This window comes from Frankia sp. AvcI1 (genome assembly GCF_001420875.1).
Lineage (GTDB): Bacteria > Actinomycetota > Actinomycetes > Frankiales > Frankiaceae > Frankia > Frankia alni.
The window spans coordinates 11,259-29,424 of sequence record NZ_LJFZ01000008.1; the positions used below are offsets into that span (position 1 = coordinate 11,259).

The window sequence follows — 18,166 nt, forward strand, 5'->3', positions numbered from 1 at the left end:
CCCGTGAACGCAGGAAATCCCTGCTAGGGCTGGGCTTCTCGCCTGTCCGCGCGGAACTGGTCGATGACGACGGTGAACTGGCCGTTGACGGTGACGTCGGTGATGCCGGCGAACAGGGCGCCGGTGNCGGGTAGGGCGACGACCGTCCGGACGCAGATGACGAACGNCGCGCCCGGTTCCAGGGTCTGGGCGCCGTCGCCGGGATTGCCCGCGCCGCAGTTCGCGCCCGCAGGAGCGAAGTGGACCTGCGGCTGGCCGGCGACGCCCTGGTCCTGCAGGGAGAGGGCGGCCGCGAGGCGGGCGCGGTCGGCGCCCTGGGTCTCGGTGTCGGCGGTGGCGAACGCGCGGCCGGCCTCGCGGGCCGCCTGGGTGACGCCGAACGCCGACTTCTGCACCGCGAACACGCACAGGAACAGGTACACGAACGGGACGAGCAGCACGACGGACAGCCCGACGAACTCGATCATCGCCGAGCCGTCGTCGGTTGCCCCCCGTCCGACGCGGTGCGCCGCGCCCCCGACGCCGCGCNCCTGNCCCTTCCCCCACACCACCCGCGCCCAGATCGCGTGGACGGTACGCAGCCGCCGGGGCGTCATGGCTGCTCCTTGACCGCGTGGCCGGTGACGGTGATCGTCACGCCGTCGCCGAGCGGGACGAGGACGAGCGGGACGGCGACCTTGCAGGTGACCTGGACGAGTGGGGTGCCGCCGGGACCCTCGACGTCGGTGCCGGTGCAGACGGTGTCGGCGCGGCCGGGAATCGTCCGGGCGATCAGCGCCTGCGCGTACGGGCCACCGTCCGCGGCCGGGACGCCGAGGTTGGCCGCGTGCCGGGCGCCCTCCGCCGCGTCCGCCGCGAGCGTGTTGCGGATGTGCAGGATCAGGCCGACCTGCAGGATCCCTAGGAACAGGAACAGCAGCAACGTCCCCACCAGGATGAACTCGACGACGGCGGACCCTTCGTCGCCCGGCGGGGCGTCTTCGCCGGGCACGGAGCTGCCGGCCGCCGTGCTGGCCTCGCCCGGCGCGGCCTCGCCGTCGGGCTCGACCGGGTCTGCACCGTCTCGCGCGGCCATGGCCGGCGTGGCCGGGAGGTCAGCCGCCGCCACCGCCGCCGACGCCCGACACCGAGTTGATCGCCGAGGTGAAGAGGTTCTGCAGCGCCGGCGTCGCCAGCGTGGCGATGGCCACGACGAGTGCCGCCGTCATCACCGTGATCATGACCCAGCCGGGAACGTCCCCCCGGTCNCGGCCGTCACGGCCGTCATCGCCGTCACGGCCGTCGCCGGTCGTGTCGGTGGCCGACCGCCAGGCCAGCCACCTCGCCTTCAGGGTCTGCCCGATACGTCGTCCCATGTCTCCTCCATCACCGTCTGGCCTGGGCCATGCGCCCGGCCAGGAGCCGCGCGCCCACGTCGTCCGTGNCGCGCACCCTGCGCATCCGCGTCGAGCACCGCGTTGTGCCATGTCGGTTGGGCCCGAGTCGGACCAAGGCCGTGTCCCTCCCCGGGGGCCGCCGCGATCACTGGGCGATCACGGTGAAGCTCACCAGGGCGGGGTAGAAGGCGAAGATCANGGTCGTCGGCAGGACAAGGAAGACGACCGGGATCATCATTGCGATCTCCNTGCGGCCGCCGGCCTCCAGCAGCTGGCGCTTGCCGGCCTCGCGGACGTCCATCGCCTGGGCGCGCAGGATGTCGGCCAGCGGCGTGCCGCGTTCGATCGCGACGGCCATGCCGTCGACGAACCGGGTCAGCGGCGCGAGCGCCGTGCGGGCGGCGATGCCCTCCAGGGCCTGCACGAGGGTGGCGCCGGCGCGGGCGTCGGCGAGGGCCAGGCGCAGCTCGCGGCCCAGCTCGCCGTGGGTGAGGCGGCTGACCCGCTCCAACGCGCCGATGGCGGACTCCCCCGCGGTGACCGCCAGCGCCAGCAGCTCGGCGACCGTGGGGAACTCCAGCAGCATCCGGTCCTCGCGCTCGCCGATCGCCCGGGTCAGCCAGTACTCGCGGCCGACCACCCCACCGGCCGCGCCGGCGACGACGAGGGCGACGCTGACCAGCGCCGGCGGGCCGACGCCGAGCAGCGCCCGCAGCGCCAGCAGGAACGCGCCGACCAGCGCGCCGCTGACCGCACAGATCACCTGCTGGACCCGGAACTCCTCGATGCTGGTCCGCCCGCCCGCCTGGGTCAGCCGGCGCTGCAACGCCGCCCGACCACCGAGGAAGCGGTCGAGGCGGCCGGCGACGTCGGAGAGCAACGGCCGCACGAGCGCCTCGACGGCGGCGAGGCCCGGGCGGGACGACGCCCGCGGCCGGTCGGCGAGCAGCCGGGACGGGCTGGGCGTGTCGCGCAGGTAGGGGTCGATCCGGTCGGCGAGCTGGATGCGCCGAGCCCGGGGCGAGCGGTAGACGACGATGACCAGACCGAGCCCGGCGAGCAGGCCGAGCAGCGCCCCCGCGGCGACCATCGTCATGGTTGCATCCCCCGATCGGGCCCCACCCCGAAGCCCCCAGGCCCGTCGAAGCCCCCAGGCCCGTCGAAACCTCCGAGGCCGTCGAATCCTCCGGGCCCGTCGAGGTCGGGAGCGGCGATCGTCGGGCGGGCGGCCGCGGGACCGTCCGGGCGTGATCCCGAGCCGCGCCCGGCGGGAGTGGCGGCGGCCGCGGCCTGAGCGGCGGCGGCGCCGCCACGCAGCACCCGGCCCTCCTCGGGCAGCCGGCCGATCCGTTTCATCAGCAGGTACGCGAGGGCCGACACACCGCCGCCGACGACCAGCACCAGCACGCCGGTCGGGCTGTCGTACGCCTGCACGTTCTGGCCGCGGGTGGCCAGCAGGAGAAGCACGATCCAGGGGGCGGCGAGCGCGAGGCGGGCGGCGTTGACCGTCCAGCCCTGGCGGGTCTCCAGCTCGGCCCGGGTCCGCGCGTCCTCGCGCAGGAAGGTCGACAGGGTGCGCAGGAGCCGGCCGAGATCGGTGCCGCCGACCTCCCGCGCCATCCGCAGCGACTCGATGATCCGGTCGGCGACCGGGTCGGCGAGTTCGTCGGCGAGCCGGTCCAGGCAGGTCGAGAACGATCCGGTGGCGCTGTAGTCCTCGCCGAAGCGGGTGAACGCCGGACGCAGCTGCACCGGCCCGCGCACCCCGACGGCGGCCAGGCCCTCGGGCAGCGACATCCCGGCGCGCACGGCGCTGGCAAGGTTGTCGACGACGTCCGGCCACAGCTCCCGCAGGTCGTGGATGCGGCCGTGGCGACGACGGACGACCAGCGCCCGCGGCAGCAGGCTCGCGAAGACCGCGAACGCGCCGGCAAGCGACAGGGTCCCGGTGAANGCCAGCACGACGAGACCGACGAGCAGCCCGAGCGCGACGCTGATCGCGACGAACTGACGGGGGCTCAGGCCGCGGATGCCGGCCTGGGCGAGCAGCTCCGCGGTGGTGTGCTCCCAGCGCATCGTCGTCGGNCCGCGGGACGCGCGGGGCCGGCCGCTGGTGATGATGAGGAACAGGCCGAGCCCGCACAGCAGGCCGAGGAAGATACCCATCAGCGCTCCACGGCGATCTCGGGCCAGCCCCCACCGGGCCGGCGCTGGGGATGGTCACGTTCCCCCTGCGCAAGCAGGGTGGGCAGGTCGTAGCCGGCTCGGGTGAAACGGTCGACGTGCGGGGGGAAGCCGTCGGCGCGGACCAGGCCCTCGGCGCGGGAGCGGTAGATCTGGGCGATCTCCACGATGTCGCCCTCGGCCCGGCCGGGCAGCGCGACGATCTCGGTGACGCGCCGGCGACCCGAGACGTCCTTCTCCAGGTGGACGACGAGATCGACGCTGGCGGNCACGGTCGGCACGACGAAGGCGTGGCTGACGTTCTCCCCGGCGAGCAGCGGCAGCGTGCACAGCTTGGTCACCGCCTCGCGGNCCGAGTTGGCGTGCAGACTGCACATGCCGGGCAGGCCGGAGTTCAGCGCGATGAGCAGATCCAGCGCCTCCTCCTGGCGGACCTCGCCGACCAGCAGGCGGTCCGGGCGCATCCGCAGCGCCTCCTTGACCAGCCGGCGCAGCCGGATCTCCCCGCTGCCCTCCAGGTTGGCCTGCCGGGTCTGCATCGCGACCCAGTCCGGGGCGCGCAGCTTCAGCTCGAAGACCTCCTCGCACGAGATCACCCGCTCGCGGGCGGGAATCGCCGAACCGAGGCAGTTGAGCAGCGTCGTCTTCCCGGCCTGGGTGCCACCGGCGACGATGATGTTGAGCCCGGAGACGACGGCGGCCTCCAGGAACGCCGCCGCCGCGGAGGTGATCGTGCCGAGCCCGACCAGCTCGTCCATGCTGCCCGCGCTCAGCACGAACTTGCGGATGTTGATCGACCAGTGCACCCGGGTCACGTCGGGAATCACCACGTGCAGACGGGAACCGTCGGGGAGCATGGCGTCGACGAAGGGGGTCGACAGGTCCACCCGCCGGCCGGACGATTTGAGCATCCGTTCGACCAGATCCTGCACCTGGTCGGCGGTGAGAATGGTCGTCGTCAGCTCACTGCGACCGGCCCGCGCGACGAATACCCGACCCGGCTCGTTGATCCAGACCTCTTCGACGGTGGGGTCGTCGAGATGGCGCTGCAGCGGCCCGAAGCCGGCGACCGCGTCGTAGACCAGACGGGCGGTGACATCCCGGTCGACGACAGGCGGAAGGTCGCTGACGAGAACGCGTTCCTCATAGTCGGCGAGCACCTCCTGAACGAGCTGGCGGACCAGGGCCGGATCGCGCACGGGATCCAGGGAACGCCGCCGAACGAGCTCCCGGACCTCGTCCTCCACGAACGAGGTGGCGTCCAACCAACCGCCACGTGCCACCGCCACGAAAACCGCCGTTCCTCCAGCTCCGCCTCTTCCCGCCCCGACAATTGCTACGAAGCGTAGGAAGAAGGTCACCGCTTATCAAGCCCCGACCATCGGGGCGGACGCAACAACGTTCGCACAACCCCCTACGGGGGTGTGGGCCGGGTAGGACACAGGCAGGTCACGGNCCGCACAGGGTCCCACCTTGACCACCCATTTAGTTACTCTCCGCATCAGCAGCGCGGCCACGGATCGGGGGACGACGATCGCTGCGCGCGTACATCCCGCGGGTCGGCAGTGCGCCGACCGCCCTGGAAACGCCCGCAGGATTTCGCCGCCGAATCGCCCCGGAGGCGGTAGCCTCGCGGCGGTCCCTAACCCGCTCATCCGTGAAGCCACAATCGCTTGCTGGGTCGACCGGTGGAGCCTCCCCCACCCCGCCGATCTCACCCGGTAAGCCACCAACGCCTGCCTCGGGGGTCCCTTCCGTGTCCGGTCAGCCATCGATCCGCGGGCTCAGCAACCGCTTGCGAGAAGCTCGTCTGCCCACCACGGCGACGCTGCCCAGGACCTGCCTGCGGCCCGCTACGCGCGGCTCGAAAGGGGCGACCCGATGAGTGGAAACCGAGATTTCCAGCCTTCGGACATGTTCGACAAGACCGCTTGGAAAATGTTCTGGCGAATTGTCGAGAACTGCCCGGTGGCCGTATTCGCCACCGACGCGGTCGGCCGCCATCTCTTTGTGAACCGGCCGTGGTCCGAACTGACCGGGCTTCCNCGTGACGAGGCGGTCGGCTGGGGATGGGACCGGGTCGTCCATCCCGACGACGTCGCCACCGTGGGCAACCACTGGCGGCGCCTGGTCACGCATGGCGACGGATTCGCCGTACAGGTCCGGCTGGTGCTACCTGGCGGCGCGGCCCGGCGGGCGATCATCCAGACGGTGGCGACGTCCGCCGGCGACGGGCGGCGCCGCTTCGTCGGTACGCTCACGCCTGCCCCGATCGGCGCACCCANCGCCGGGGACGCCGCCAGCCGCGACATCCCCGACCTGGACCTCCCGGCACACCCCGACAGCCACACGCATCCGCAAGGCCAGGCCGGGCGCCCGGGCGCCGACGACGCCGGACACGCCGCCGCGCCCCTCGAGTCCGAGGAGGCGGCACTTGATTTCACCGCCTTCGACGCGGACTTCCTCGACGAGCAGCTGCTGGGTCACGAGCTGTTCGGCCGGGAGGATGTCGGAGCGGAGGAGATCGGACCGGAGGGCATCCTGCCGGGCGGGCCCGACCGATACGGGCTGTTCGACGGGCTGGGCGGCTACGACCCGTTCGACGACGCCGCCCGTGCCTTCCGCGAGTCCGCCGACGACCCGTTGCGCTGGACCGACGCGCCGGCAGGCCCCGGCGATCCGGAAAGTCCGGATCACGTCGCCGGAGCAGACCGGTCCGCGGACCGCTCGGCCGATCCCACGTCGGCCCCCGACGGCCCGGTGCTCGGACATCCCGCGGGAACCGGGTACCCCCTGGCCGGGCCCCCGCCGCGGTGGCCCGAAGCGGACGACGCCGTGGCGAGGCGCTGGACGGTCCCGCTGCCCCGCCGGCCGGTCCCCGGGGAGCCCACGCCCGGCCGGTCGGCCCCCCGGGAGACCCCGGAGGAGCGATCCGCGAGCTACCCGCGCGGCGCGCTCCCCCCCGGCGCCGAGTGGCGCGCCGCGGTCGTCCTGCATCGCGACGAGGATGGCGACCTGCATCCGCGCCCCGCGCACGCCGACGGCGGCCACCCGGCCGAGGGGTGCGGCTGCCTGTTCGCCGAGATGCGCCGGATCGAGGAGGCCTGCCGCGACCGGGAGCGCTGGTTGACGACCCTGCTCGCCGAGCTCACGACCGCGGTCCTCATCGCCGATCGCGACGGCAGCGTCGTCGCCGTCAACCAGATGTACTGCGACCTGTTCGACCTGGCGGACTCGCCCGTCGACGTGGTCGGCACGGACTGCCGCCGGCATCTGCGGCCGCGGGCCGGGCTCGTCGACGACCCCTCCGGCTTCGCCGCCCGCCTGGACACCTTGCTGCGCCGGCGCCGGACGCTGCGACGCGAGCCGGTCATGTTCGCCGACGGCCGGGTCTTCGAACGCAGCCACATCGCGCTGGCCGCGGCGGACGGCTACCGCGGCCACCTGTGGCTCTACAGCGACGTCACCGACCGCCGGATCCTCGAGGCCGAGATCGAGGGACTCATCTCCGGGCTGTGAGCCGCGGACCGGGCGTTGCCGTGCCCTGGCGACGCCCGGCCGGCCACGGGCGTGACGCCGGCCGTCCAATCGGGCGACGCGGCGGGGTTACCTCGATGCCGCGATGCTCGGTGTGCCACCGGTCGACGCACCCAGGCCTCGNCACGATCTGGCCCTGTTCTGGCCGGAACCGGGCCGGAACCGGGCCGCCCTGGGGCGGACGTGGTCGTCTCTAGAAGACGCCGCCGTAGTGGCGCACCTGGAGATCCTGGGCCTGGCCCACCCAGTCGTCGGAGATGATCCGATCGCCGAAACCGTCGAGCTTGTGGGCCAGCCGGTCGACGTCGGTGTCGCCCATCTCGGCGAGCTGGCTGAAGGTCGTTATGCCCAGCGTCCGCAACCGCGATTCNATCACCGGGCCGATGCCGACGATCTCCTTGAGGTTGTCGCCGACGGCGCCGCCCGGATCGAGCAGTCCGTTCCAGCGCGGCGCGGCCTCCTGGACGACCCGACCGCCCGCGGCCTGCTCGCCCGTGGCGCCCGACCGCACCCCCGGCGCGGTGACAGACCCGCTGCCCGTCGGAGCCGGAACCCCGGCCACCGCCGCCGGTCGCTCCTTGGTGACACCGGAGGTCCGGGCCCTCATGCCCGCCACACCCAGCGCGCCTGCGCGAACCGGTTCGCTCCCGGCGGGCGCAGCCGTCCCGGACTCGACCGAAGCCGCCGCGGCGAGGGCGGCGCCGTCCGAGTGCGGTCGCACCGACTCGTCGAGCCGCGCGGACTCCTCGCCCACGGCCGGCTCGTCCTCGCGTCCCGGCCCCGCGACCCCCGGCGACACGACCGCGTCTACCGACTCGGCACCATCGACCGGCTCAGCGCGATCGACCGGCTCAGCGCGATCGACCGGCTCTGGCGTGCCGCCCGGCTCGGCAACGTCGACCGGCTCGTCGGCGTCTACCGGCTCGGCGACTTCCGCCGGCTCTGCGACTTCCGCCGGCTCTGCGGCGAAGAGAGGAACGGCGGCCCGGGTCGAGCGGACGGCGCGCGCCGAGGCCAGCGCCTTCGCCGTACCGACAAGCTCGGCGTACTCGACGGCGGCGGAGGCAGGCTCCGCCACCGGGTTGGCGGCGGAGGCGGCCTCGGTGCCGCGTTCCAGGGAGGCCTCGGTCCGTTCGATCCGGCCCAGCAGGCTGAGGCGCTCGGCCGCCCATTCGGCCTGGTGGCGGTCAAGCCGGGTGGTCATGGTCGCGACGAGACGCTGGGCGTCCTCCGCCTCGGTCCGCGCCATCGCCAGCCGGGAGGAGAACTTCGCGGCCCGGCCCTCCGCCTCGACAAGCTGCTGGCGCAGCAGCTCCGCCTCGCGCGCCAGCTCCGCGACGGTGAGCCCGGTGTCGGCCGCGGTGGTGTCGGGGCCGGTCGGGGACGGGGCGTCCACCGCCCGCGTGCCGCCGCCGGCGGCACTCGTCGCGGCCTCGACCCTGGCGCGCAGCGTGGATTCGATCTCCTCGACCCGGGCGCTCGCCGTCATGGCATGCCGCTCCGCGGCCCCGATCCGCTGCTCCGATTCTGCCGCCCGCTGTTCGGCCACGGCGAGCCGGGCCGTGAGGTCGGCCTTCTCCAGGGCGGCGTCGTCCCGCTGGCGGCNCAGCAGGGCGACGAGCTCGGCGACGGGTTCCCCGACGCGCACGGCGTTGATCGGCAACGGGATCGGCCCGGTGGTGGCGAGTTCCGCTCCCACCGTGTCGGGCACGAAGGCACGGGAGTCCGCGTCCTGCCCGAGCCGGTCGCCGACGGTCGCCGGCGCTCCCGCACGCTCGCTGGACCCGGCAGACTCCGGGACGCGCCCGGAGTCGCCCCCGACCGCGATCTCGCCGCCGGGCTCCCTGGGGTAAGGCTCCCCGGGGCTCGGCAGGAGCGCGAGCGCCGTCCCAGCACGATCGGCCGACCGCGGGTCGGTCTCCCGGGCGTCGGTCTCCCGAGCCTCGATCCCCCAGGCCTCGGTCCGCCCGGCGTCGGTCCCATCGGCCTCGACGGCGTCGGCCTCGACGGCGTCGACGACGGCGTCGGCGGCGGGCGTCGGCTCGGCGCCGTCGACCGTCGGATCCGGCTGGGCATCGCGGGTCTGGCGCACCTGCCGGCGCAGCGGGGCGATCAGGAACACCCACGCCAGCGCGGCGCCGATGACCATCGCCACCAGCACGTACGCCAGGATCTGCCCGGCGAGGTACAGCATCGGCTGCCAGCCTCCTTACGCGGTGGATTACCGAGATCCACGCCCGCCCGGGCCGNCATCCCGGCACGACAGGTGGTGGGAGAAAAACGGACGATCGATGCCAACCGGGCGGCAACCCGGCCGGCGCCTCCCGGCCTGCCTACGCATTATTCGCAACACACGACAGCGGCTGTACCCCGGGGAGGCACAACCGTTGGCCATCTGGACCGGTTTGCGTGGAGAAAAGCGGGCCATCGACGCCGGTCGACGAGGCAGACCACCGCGACGGAACCGGATGGCCACCGCAAACGCCGTCCGACGCCAACATTTCACGCCGGGTGAGCACCGGTCCAGGCATCGCACCCCAACGAACCATCAATGGGTGTGGTCTGCCTCGCACCGAACGCCGGGCAGCGCGCCGAACCGTCGTCCAGGCGCCCGGCCGGCCCGCCGACGACGAGGGCGGCCGGGCTCACAGCAGGTCGGGCAGCTCCTGCGGAGCGAACCAGAGCAGTTCGAAGCCCTCGACGCTGTCGACGGTGAAGGCCGCGTCCTCGCCGCCGAGGTCGGCCTCGACGATGTGGTCCGCCGCCTCGGCCACCGCGTCGAGGACCTCGTCGTCGTCGCCGTCGTCGACGTGGATCGCTCCCACGGCCGACCAGGGCACCGGGAAGTCGACCTCGACGGCGCCTCGTTCAAGGTCGTCCCGGACCCGGACGTCGCCGTCGGCCAGGTCCGCGACGAAGACCAGGCGCCGCCGTGGGGCCGCCGGGTCGGCGTCGAGCAGGCGCAGGCTGGCGCGTGCCGCGTCGTGCAGCACCGCGTACTCCAGCTCCTCCTCGGATTCCGACTGGGCGTACCACTCTCGCAGCGCCGGCGTGACCGCAAAGCCCGTCCCGGCCGGCACCTGCCCGGACTCCCACACCGATCGCGCGGCGTTGAGCGTGGACGGCAGGTAGATGCGCACCCTGCCAGTCTCGCAACCGGCCGCGCCGGACGACCAACGAGGGTCCCACCCGACGGGCACCACGGGCACGGCCTCGACCGCGCCCTCCGAGCGCGGCGGGCGGAAACGGGCCGATGCCATGCGTGGATCCGCCCGGTCAGCCGGCCAGGTCCAGGCCGAGCCGGCCCTTCGGCGGACCGGCGCCCTCGCCGGTGCCGGCGCCCCCCTCGACGCCGGCACCGCCGCGGGTGCCGGTCCTGGCCCTGGACGTGGCAGTGGTGGCCGCGGCGGCGACCGCACGGTCGGCGGAGGTCGCGCGGGCACCGGTGGCGACAGCGGCGTCAGCGGCGCGGGCCGGCCGGGGTCGGGGGCGCGAGCGGGCACTCGCGCGCAGGGCCGCGCGCGTGGTTCGCAGGCTGGTCTCGAACACCTCCGCGCGGCGGGTCAGGTCCATCAGGTTGCCGCCCATCACCGCGAGGTCCTCCGGTCCGGGAGACAGCACCGTCACCCGGGTGCCCGCGGCCTCGACCAGCTCGACCTCCCGCAGCAACCGGCGGGTCGCGGCACGCCGGACCTGCCGTTCGACCATGGCCACCGCGCCACGGGGGCGGTCGCTGGCCAACGAGCAGGCCGGCGCGAGCACGAGCACCTCCTCGAGCCCGGCGTCGGCGAGCAGGTCGACCGACGTGGGCGAGCGGGTCCCGCCGTCGACGAAGCNCTGGCCGCCCGACTCGATCGGGGCGTACCAGCCGGGGATCGCGCAGGACGCCATGACCGCCTCGGGCAACGTCACCCGGGGTGCGTCGGGCGAGCCGAACAGCACCCGGTGACCGGTGTCGAAGTTCATCGCGACGACCCGCAGGATCGGCGGGGCGGGCCATTCGGCGAGGTCAAGTCCCTGGCGGTCCATCGCGGCGGAGACCAGGTCGCCCACCGCGGAGATCTTCCCGCGGCCCTGCGGCAGGATCGCCGCGAGGGTGACCATCGGTGAGGCGTGCCGGGGGTGCAGCGCGCTGGCCGTGAGCAGCCGGGGCGAGCCCATCCGCATCCGGGGCCGCGGAGGCAGGGAGGCGCCGAGGTCTCGGTAGTCGAGGACGGGGTCGCCCACCTCGTAGAGACCGCGTTCGGAGTTGGCCATCACGTCGATGCCGACGCCGAGGCTGAGCAGGGCCGCGACGACGGAGCCGGCCGAGGTGCCGACCACCAGGTCGCTACTGCCCAGGTCGCGGCCCGTCTCGGTCTCGACGGCCCGCATGGCGCCGATCATCCAGGCGGAGCCGAGGACTCCGCCCGCCCCGAGGACCAAACCCCTGCGCGGGGCCCGCCTTCTGGTCATTTGTCCACCTCCCGGCGCGGCGGTCGGGAGGGGATGCGCCCTGCGCGGGGCACCTGCCGCCCCGGTCCGCCCGCTGCCATGTGGGCCGCCCGGTCGCACCTGGACCGGGTTGCCGTCAGCGGCGGTTGCGCCGCGTGGGGCCTCCCGGGGATGGGGCCAGTCACAGTCCACGGTCCGCGTCGACCGTTTGTCACCTGCGGCGCATGACGCGCCCGGACGGGCCACCGGACGACGCCGGTGGTTCCGCACCGCCTACTCCGGCGGTTCCTCGCTCTCCTCGGGAAAGGTCGTCTCCAGGACGCCCCAGTTGCGCAGGCGCTCGGCGAACTCCTGCGGCGTGGTGTCGTGCAGCAGGGCGAGTNCACGCACATCGCCGTCGCGGATGGACAGCACGTGCCCGGCGTAGTCGTCGCGCTGGCGCTGGATCTGCGCCACCNACCGCCGGACGAGCGCGGAGGTGTCGGGCGGCGCCTCGCTGAGCTTCTCCAGGTTCAGGACCGTGCGCGGACGACGCTCACGCGGGGGAAGCTGGTCCTCGCTGGGCAGCAGCGCCGACACCGGCACGCCGTAGAATCCGGCGAGCTCGGAGAGCTGGTGAACGCTGATCATGCGGTCCCCGCGCTCATAGGAGCCGACGGCGGCGGTCTTCCAGCGGCCCCGCGACTTCTGCTCGACCCCCTGGAGCGACAGCCCCTGCTGTATCCGTATCGCCCGCAGGCGGGCGCCCACCGCCTTCGCGTACTCCCGGCTCACCCGACACACCCCCTAGCCGTCTCGCCCGAGCATCCCCGTGCCTCCGGTTCCCCGGACACGGTTGCGGCCNCGCTCCGGATGGCACCTTCGAGGCCTGCTCAACACTAACGTAACGTTGCCGAAAGGGGACCCTCACGCAGACATACATTGCATCACGCTATGCANCATAACTGCGTCGTTCTTTTGGTTCTTACTTCACAGCGCATCAGACTGATGCCTTTTCGTGGCCGATCTGCTGCCACTAGAAGCATTGAGTAAGATCCCCTTCACTTCTTGACCAGAACCGTTCCACACAGCGATGCCCACGAATCGCTCGCTGTAACCACGCCCGCTACACATTCATGACGAGACGAATACTTTATGTCACGGTTATGCCGAGGGCGTAACGGTGCGTTGCCACAGTCCGGTCCAGCCGGCCACGCTCATCGGCACCCAAGGCACCCACCGGCACTCACTGGCACTCACCGGCACTCACTGGCACTCACCGGCCGACGATCACCTAGCGCGGCTGGCGCCGGAACCCGCTGCGGCGCCGACGGCCGACCGCGGGCCGCCCGGCCAGCCGGGCGGCCAGATCCCGGATCGCCAGCCGGGCCGGGGAGGTGGGGGCGATGTCCCGCAGGAGCTGACCGGCGACCTGTGCCGCGTCCAGCCCGGCGAGGTCATAGGGCACGAGCGCGACCGGCTCGGTTCCGGTGTGGCGCAGGATCGCCCGGCCGACCTCCCGGGAGGGGTCGCCGCCGACGACCGAGGCCCGCAGCCGGTTGACCACCACGAGCGGATCGGCCGCCGGGACCGTCTCCCGCAGATCGGCCAGTCCGCGGACGAACCGGACCAGACCGACCGGCTCCGCCGAAGCGACCGCGAGGACGATGTCGGCCGCCTCGAGCACAGCGAGCGTCGCGCCGTTGCGCCGCGGCGCCGCGGTGTCGAACGACAACTCCTCGTCCGTCTCCAGGCAGAAGCCGCAGTCCACCACCACGTAGGACGCCAGCCGCCGGGACATCGACAGCACCGTCTCGATGGACGCCGGACGCAGCTCGGGCCACCGCGACGGCCGGGAGATGCCGGGCAGCACCCGCAGGCCCTCGCCCAGATCCCGGCACAGCACCGCCAGTCGCGGCACGTCGAGCAGGCCCTGGTTGGCGGACCGAGCCGCGGCGGCCAGGCCCGGCGCCTCCTCCAGCAGGCCGACGAGCTGGCCGATCGCCCCGCCATAGGAGTCGGCGTCCACCAGCAGCGTCGAGGCTCCCAGTGCCGCGATCTCGGCGGCGAGGCACAGCGCGATCGTCGTGCGCCCCGGCGCTCCGGCCGGCCCCCAGACCGCGATCACCCGGCCGTCACCGGCCTCGGCGAGGCCGAGGCCGTCGGTGCCGGTGCCGGCCGGGGCGAGCTGCCCGAAGCCCAGCATCGGCTCGCTGTAGGAGGAGGCTGCGGGCCAGGCCGCCGGGGCGGCGGCGTGGGACGCCAGGGCTCGGGAGGCCTCGACGACGGCGCCGGCGACCACCTCGGCGGTGGCGTCGGCGGGGATGACCGCGGCGACGCCGAGCTGGCGCAGACGGCGGTCCGCATCCTCGTCCCCCGGCGCGATCAGGCCGACCACCGCGATGCCCGCCATGGCCAGCCGGGTCAGCGCATCGCGGTCCAGCCGGCGCAGATCGGCCGACAGCAGCGCCGCACGCGCCGCTCCGGTCGTCGCCGCGGCGAGCAGGTCCGGCAGGTCGACGCAGCGGCGGACGACGGTGACGCCGAGATCGCGGCGATCGAAGGCCGAGACCAGGCCGGCCTCGACCTCGGAGTCGGTCACCGCGGTCAGGATCGGCAGACTCACCGGCCGTACCCCGCCACGGAGGTCGGTCCGGTCGAGCCGACGCCGCCGCGGGAGTCCCGTTCGAGCTTCACGACGTCGACCCGCTCGCTCTGGGACGCCGCGACGGCCTGGATCGCATTGTCAATCGGCACGCGCAACGTCAGCGACCGGTCACCGCTGGCCAGCTTCTCCAGCCCGACGAACTCGACGTCGTGCAGGACCAGCGACTCGGCGCCGGCCCCCACGGCCGGCGCCGGCTGGTTCGTGCGATCGCCGGTCTGGTCGCCGGAGCCGGTGGCCGCCGCGGACCCGGCGGAGAACACGTACACGTCGACGTGGTCGCCGGGCTCGAGGGCGGGCAGCCGGCCCGCCTTGACGATGACGGGGACCAGCCTGGTGGACTGCGTGTTCCGGCCGGCGAAGTCGGCCCCGCTGACCAGCTCCCCGGCGTCGACGGGCCGGGCGAGGGTGGCACCGGTCAGGTCCCGCAGCCGGCCGCCCGGGTAGTAGCGCCCGGACGTCCGGGCATCGAGCCGAGCGGACACCGTGGTCAGGTCCCCCGCCACGATGACGTGCCCGGCGGGCAGGCTGCCCTTCGCCACCACCCACTGCCGGGTCGCGTCCGCCGACGCGAACAGCCGCGCTCCCACGACGACCGAGACGAGTACGAGCAGCACCCCGACGAGCAGCCGGGAGTCCCGCCAGCGCCGCCGGGTCAGCCGGCGGGCGGGAGGTGAGCCCGGCGGGGGCGCCTCGGAACGGACCGGCGCCGCGGCGAGCTCGGTCACCGGGAGACCTCCCTTTTCTCCTGGCCGGACCATGGGTGCACGTTCACACCTTTCGGTCGCAGAGCGTACGCGGTCGAAGGCCCCGAACCCACCGAAACCGGCGAGGATTCCGCTGCGGAACGCCACCGTCGACGGTCGGTGTCCATCGACCGCCCGCGCGCAGCGACATCCCGGGTGTCCTGAGCTCACCTGTTGGACGCGCAGCCGGCCCGGTGCGATGCGCGCCGGGACGAAGCCACGCGAATTTCGCGTCGCGGGATCCGAGCGCCCCGGCGTACTTCGCCGCTTCGCACCGGTGGCGTCGCAGCTCAGGGGGCCGGCGAGCCCGGCGGTCGGCCGGCGACGCCAAGCCCGGGTGGTAGCGGACCAGAACAGCCGCGAGCGAGAGCTTTCGGCGGCGTCCGGGCGTAGTTATCCACAAGCTGAGGCATCTGGAGGCGATGAACAGTGGAATCTCTGATACACACGTGAGGAGAGACATCCGCCCTCAGTAGGAGGACTTTGATGAACGACCGCTTCCTTCAGCTGAGCGACGTGGCGGACATCCTCAACATCTCGTCCAGNCAGACCTACGCCCTCGTCCGCTCGGGCGAGCTTCCCGCCATCAAGATCGGTGGCCGGGGGCAGTGGCGGGTGGAGCGCGCGGAGCTGGAGGCGTACATCCAGCGTGCCTACGAGCAGACCCGGGCCTTCGTCGCGGCCAATCCCATGAGCCGCAACGAGGCCGTGCCGGAGGACTGAGTCCGCTGCCGTGCCGCGCAGCGGACCGCGCGCCGGGTCATGCACCGGGTCATGCACCGGGCCGGTCAGGGAACGCGGCGCACGTAGGCGATCGCGTCGAGCGGCATCGTCCACCCCGATCGGACCCGGCCGCGGCGGGCGAACTCGCCCACCGCGTGCTCGGCGACCTCCAGGAAGTCCGCCCCCACCCGGACCGGCGTGCCGTGCAGGCTCGTCCCGTCCACGAACAGCAGCGTGCACACGGAACGGTCCCGGACGAGCCCCCGCAGCACGTACCGCAGGTCCAGCTTCGCGGCCAGCGGCCCCTCGTGCCCCGGCTGGGCGGAGACGACCGGCAGGTTCTCGACCGCGAGCAGCGAGCGCATCGGCACCAGCACCTCCGTCGCGCCGGGCTCCGCGAGCAGGAACCAGTCCATCCCCAGCGCGGACAGCGTGCCGTGCAGCGTCTCCGGCGCCCGTTGCCCGCCCAGCACCCGGCAACGCGCCGGGTGTCCCACGACCGGCCGCAGACGATCGATCAGCCGCAGGTAGGCGGCCTCTCGGCGGCTGCGGTCGGCGAGCTCGGCGGCGAGCTCGGCGGCCTCGTTCGCCTCCCACTGCAGCTCGAGGTCCGCGAACAGGTCCTCCCAACGCATCGGGTCTCCTCCCGTACGGGTACGTTCCGCTGCACACCGGGCGACCCGATCCCTCACGCACGACGCAAGCGGGATTGACAGTGGGACGCCAGAGGTTTACACAACCAAACATAGGCAAACGAAGTCGTTCGACGACATCCGGCAGACAGGAGCAGCGACGATGATCGCGGGAGCGGCTCGGCGGACGCTGGCGCTGTTCGCCGGCGCGGCCGGAGCCGCGGGCACGGCGATCATATTGATCGTCTTCGGCCCCCGGCTCGCGGACCTGCCGGCCGGCGTCGGCGACGTGCCGGACTGGTTCACCGCGGCGCCCGAGCAGGCCCTCGTCACGGTCGTCGGCGCGGTGGCGTGGCTGTGCCTGCTCTGGCTGTGCCTGGGCGTCCTGCTCGGCGTGGCCGCCGCGATCCCGGGCGGCGTCGGCCGGCTCAGCGCGGCGCTGGCCCGCCTGGTCCTGCCCCGCGCAATGCGCCGGATGATCGAACTTGGTCTCGGCGTCACCCTGGTCGCCGGCGTCGCGCCGGTGATGGCGGCGATGCCCGCCGCGGCCGCCGGCGGCCACCCGGCGATCGGGGTCGGCGTCACGGCACCGGCGACCTTCCCCGATCTCGGCCGCCCGGCGGCGATCGGTCTCGCCAGTGCGGCGGCGCCGGCCTCGGGTCACGCGACCGGCCTGCCGGCCCTGGACCGCCCGGCCGCGACGGCGCCCGTCGCGGCCCCGCCCGGCGCCGCCCCGCCCGGCGCGGTCGGCGCCCGATCCGCCGGCTCCGGGCCTCAGGTGCAGGGCGTGGCCTACCACGGCGAGGCGGCCCGTCCGGCGTCGGCCTCGCCCGGCGCGGCCGGGCTGCCCGACCTCGACCGTCCGGCCCCGGACCCGGCCCCGGCCACATCCGAGCTGCCCGATCTCGAGCGCCCCGCCCTCGATCGCCCGTCCCCGGCCACACCCGAGCTGCCCGATCTCGGCCGCCCGACCGCCGCCCCGGACCCCACCCGGGGCACGGACGTCAGCCCGACGATCTCCGTGCCGGGCCTGGGTGAGGCCATCCCCGTCGTCGACCTGCACGCAACCACACCGGCGTCGACCTCCTCGACGCCGCCTCCCTCTCCGGACGCCGCCCACAGCGGCGCTCCGGCGGCCCCTGACCCCGGCCCCCCCGTCCGGCTCACCGCGGCACGCACGTCGGTGAGCTGGCCGGATCTCGAGCGCCCGGCCACCGATCCGCCGCTCACCGCGGCGCCGTCGACGGCACCGACCGGCCCGGCCCCCGCCGGCGGTGCCTCGACGGCGCCCGAGCCACGACCCGCCTCCTCAGCACCGGCACGCGACCCGCTCGTCCCGTCCTCCCATCGCGGAACCGGCGTTCCGGCCAGCCCGTCGGGCACCGGCCAGTCGGCCCGCGCCGGTGAGGCCGAGGAGGTCGTCGTCCTGCGCGGGGACAACCTGTGGACGATCGCCGCCCGTCATCTCGGCCCCACCGCCACGCACGAGCAGATCGCGGCCGAATGGCCCCGCTGGTGGGCCGCGAACTCCGACGTGATCGGCCACGACCCGAACGTGATACTTCCCGGCCAACGACTCAGACCGCCATCCGGGCCCTGACCCCGCCCGCCACCATCGGAGCCTGCCGTGACCGCCACCTGTGCCCTGCCCCTGCCCCGGCGACCACACCACTCGGTCCCCGGCATGCGGCTGCTCCCCGTCGCCCCGAACGAACCCCCCTACGACGACGAGATCGAGCCCGCCGCCGCAGGCGGCCGACCGGCTCACGCTCGGATCCGACCCGCCCGGCGAGCCGGNGGTGCCACCGACCGGTCAGGCCGGCCGGCGCCGGCTCCCGGCGGGAGCGGTCACCGCCGCGGCTCCGGCGGCGGCGGAGGCGGACGTTCAGC

General features: G+C 73.9%; 9 protein-coding genes and 13 pseudogenes. 6 read left to right on the forward strand and 16 right to left on the reverse strand.

Going from position 1 to position 18,166, the window contains the following annotated elements; all coding sequences use genetic code 11:
• Nucleotides 1–592: 592 nt before the first annotated feature.
• From UK94_RS10290 to UK94_RS10310, 7 genes and pseudogenes are all read right to left on the reverse strand, one after another.
• Complete coding sequence (locus UK94_RS10290; protein WP_235487362.1) at nt 593–1,108, reverse strand: TadE/TadG family type IV pilus assembly protein; 516 nt, start codon at nt 1,106–1,108, stop codon at nt 593–595.
• 467 nt (nt 1,109–1,575) lie between these two features.
• Nucleotides 1,576–1,624, reverse strand: a pseudogene (locus UK94_RS73395) (hypothetical protein); the annotation flags it as partial.
• Nucleotide 1,625: 1 nt separating this feature from the next.
• Nucleotides 1,626–2,472 (reverse strand): annotated as a pseudogene (locus tag UK94_RS10300) (type II secretion system F family protein); the annotation flags it as partial.
• A partial coding sequence (locus UK94_RS10305) for a type II secretion system F family protein (protein WP_235487364.1) occupies nt 2,469–3,329 on the reverse strand: 861 nt, incomplete at its 5' end. The pseudogene UK94_RS10300 and the gene UK94_RS10305, both read right to left, overlap by 4 nt.
• A 212-nt stretch (nt 3,330–3,541) precedes the next feature.
• Nucleotides 3,542–3,828, reverse strand: a pseudogene (locus tag UK94_RS46705) (CpaF/VirB11 family protein); the annotation flags it as partial.
• A 1-nt stretch (nt 3,829) separates the two neighbouring features.
• Nucleotides 3,830–3,911, reverse strand: a pseudogene (locus tag UK94_RS46710) (hypothetical protein); the annotation flags it as partial.
• Nucleotide 3,912: 1 nt separating this feature from the next.
• Nucleotides 3,913–4,849: pseudogene (locus tag UK94_RS10310) on the reverse strand (ATPase, T2SS/T4P/T4SS family); the annotation flags it as partial.
• A gap of 649 nt (nt 4,850–5,498) precedes the next feature.
• Here UK94_RS10310 and UK94_RS46715 point away from each other — a divergent pair.
• The 3 genes and pseudogenes from UK94_RS46715 to UK94_RS75965 all read left to right on the forward strand — a co-directional run.
• Nucleotides 5,499–5,605, forward strand: a 107-nt coding sequence (locus tag UK94_RS46715) for a PAS domain-containing protein (RefSeq protein ID WP_235487453.1), incomplete at its 3' end; no start/stop codon positions are given.
• 1 nt (nt 5,606) lies between these two features.
• Nucleotides 5,607–5,844: pseudogene (locus UK94_RS46720) on the forward strand (histidine kinase); the annotation flags it as partial.
• Nucleotides 5,845–6,644: 800 nt separating this feature from the next.
• Nucleotides 6,645–7,079, forward strand: coding sequence for a PAS-domain containing protein (locus UK94_RS75965; protein WP_313949478.1), 435 nt, complete (start codon nt 6,645–6,647; stop codon nt 7,077–7,079).
• Between the two features lie 2,663 nt (nt 7,080–9,742).
• Here the strand turns inward: UK94_RS75965 and UK94_RS10325 are convergent.
• The 8 genes and pseudogenes from UK94_RS10325 to UK94_RS10345 all read right to left on the reverse strand — a co-directional run bounded on the left by UK94_RS10325 (nt 9,743) and on the right by UK94_RS10345 (nt 14,903).
• Nucleotides 9,743–10,237: a hypothetical protein gene (locus UK94_RS10325; protein WP_011602513.1), complete on the reverse strand. Its 495-nt coding sequence runs from the start codon at nt 10,235–10,237 to the stop codon at nt 9,743–9,745.
• Between the two features lie 136 nt (nt 10,238–10,373).
• Nucleotides 10,374–10,933 (reverse strand): annotated as a pseudogene (locus UK94_RS46725) (patatin-like phospholipase family protein); the annotation flags it as partial.
• A 1-nt stretch (nt 10,934) separates the two neighbouring features.
• A pseudogene (locus tag UK94_RS46730) lies at nt 10,935–11,552 on the reverse strand (patatin-like phospholipase family protein); the annotation flags it as partial.
• Between the two features lie 252 nt (nt 11,553–11,804).
• Nucleotides 11,805–11,913, reverse strand: a pseudogene (locus UK94_RS46735) (transcriptional regulator); the annotation flags it as partial.
• Nucleotide 11,914: 1 nt separating this feature from the next.
• Nucleotides 11,915–11,988, reverse strand: a pseudogene (locus tag UK94_RS46740) (transcriptional regulator); the annotation flags it as partial.
• Nucleotide 11,989: 1 nt separating this feature from the next.
• Nucleotides 11,990–12,305 (reverse strand): annotated as a pseudogene (locus UK94_RS46745) (helix-turn-helix transcriptional regulator); the annotation flags it as partial.
• A gap of 499 nt (nt 12,306–12,804) precedes the next feature.
• On the reverse strand, nt 12,805–14,136 hold the full coding sequence (locus UK94_RS10340; RefSeq protein WP_011602510.1) for a chromosome partitioning protein: 1,332 nt from the start codon (nt 14,134–14,136) through the stop codon (nt 12,805–12,807).
• Nucleotides 14,133–14,903, reverse strand: a complete 771-nt coding sequence (locus UK94_RS10345) for an SAF domain-containing protein (protein WP_055749652.1) — start codon at nt 14,901–14,903, stop codon at nt 14,133–14,135. Before UK94_RS10345 ends, UK94_RS10340 begins: the two co-directional genes overlap by 4 nt.
• A gap of 504 nt (nt 14,904–15,407) precedes the next feature.
• Between UK94_RS10345 and UK94_RS73400 the strand changes: the two are divergent.
• Both UK94_RS73400 and UK94_RS10350 read left to right on the forward strand, forming a co-directional pair.
• Nucleotides 15,408–15,466: pseudogene (locus UK94_RS73400) on the forward strand (DNA-binding protein); the annotation flags it as partial.
• Nucleotide 15,467: 1 nt separating this feature from the next.
• Nucleotides 15,468–15,644 (forward strand): annotated as a pseudogene (locus UK94_RS10350) (helix-turn-helix domain-containing protein); the annotation flags it as partial.
• 65 nt (nt 15,645–15,709) lie between these two features.
• On the opposite strand, the gene UK94_RS10355 reads toward UK94_RS10350, so the two are convergent.
• On the reverse strand, nt 15,710–16,279 hold the full coding sequence (locus tag UK94_RS10355; protein WP_011602507.1) for a hypothetical protein: 570 nt from the start codon (nt 16,277–16,279) through the stop codon (nt 15,710–15,712).
• Between the two features lie 160 nt (nt 16,280–16,439).
• Between UK94_RS10355 and UK94_RS10360 the strand changes: the two genes are divergently transcribed.
• Entirely contained in the window at nt 16,440–17,876 is a 1,437-nt protein-coding gene (locus UK94_RS10360) for a hypothetical protein (RefSeq protein ID WP_055749654.1), read from the forward strand.
• Nucleotides 17,877–18,166 lie beyond the last annotated feature (290 nt).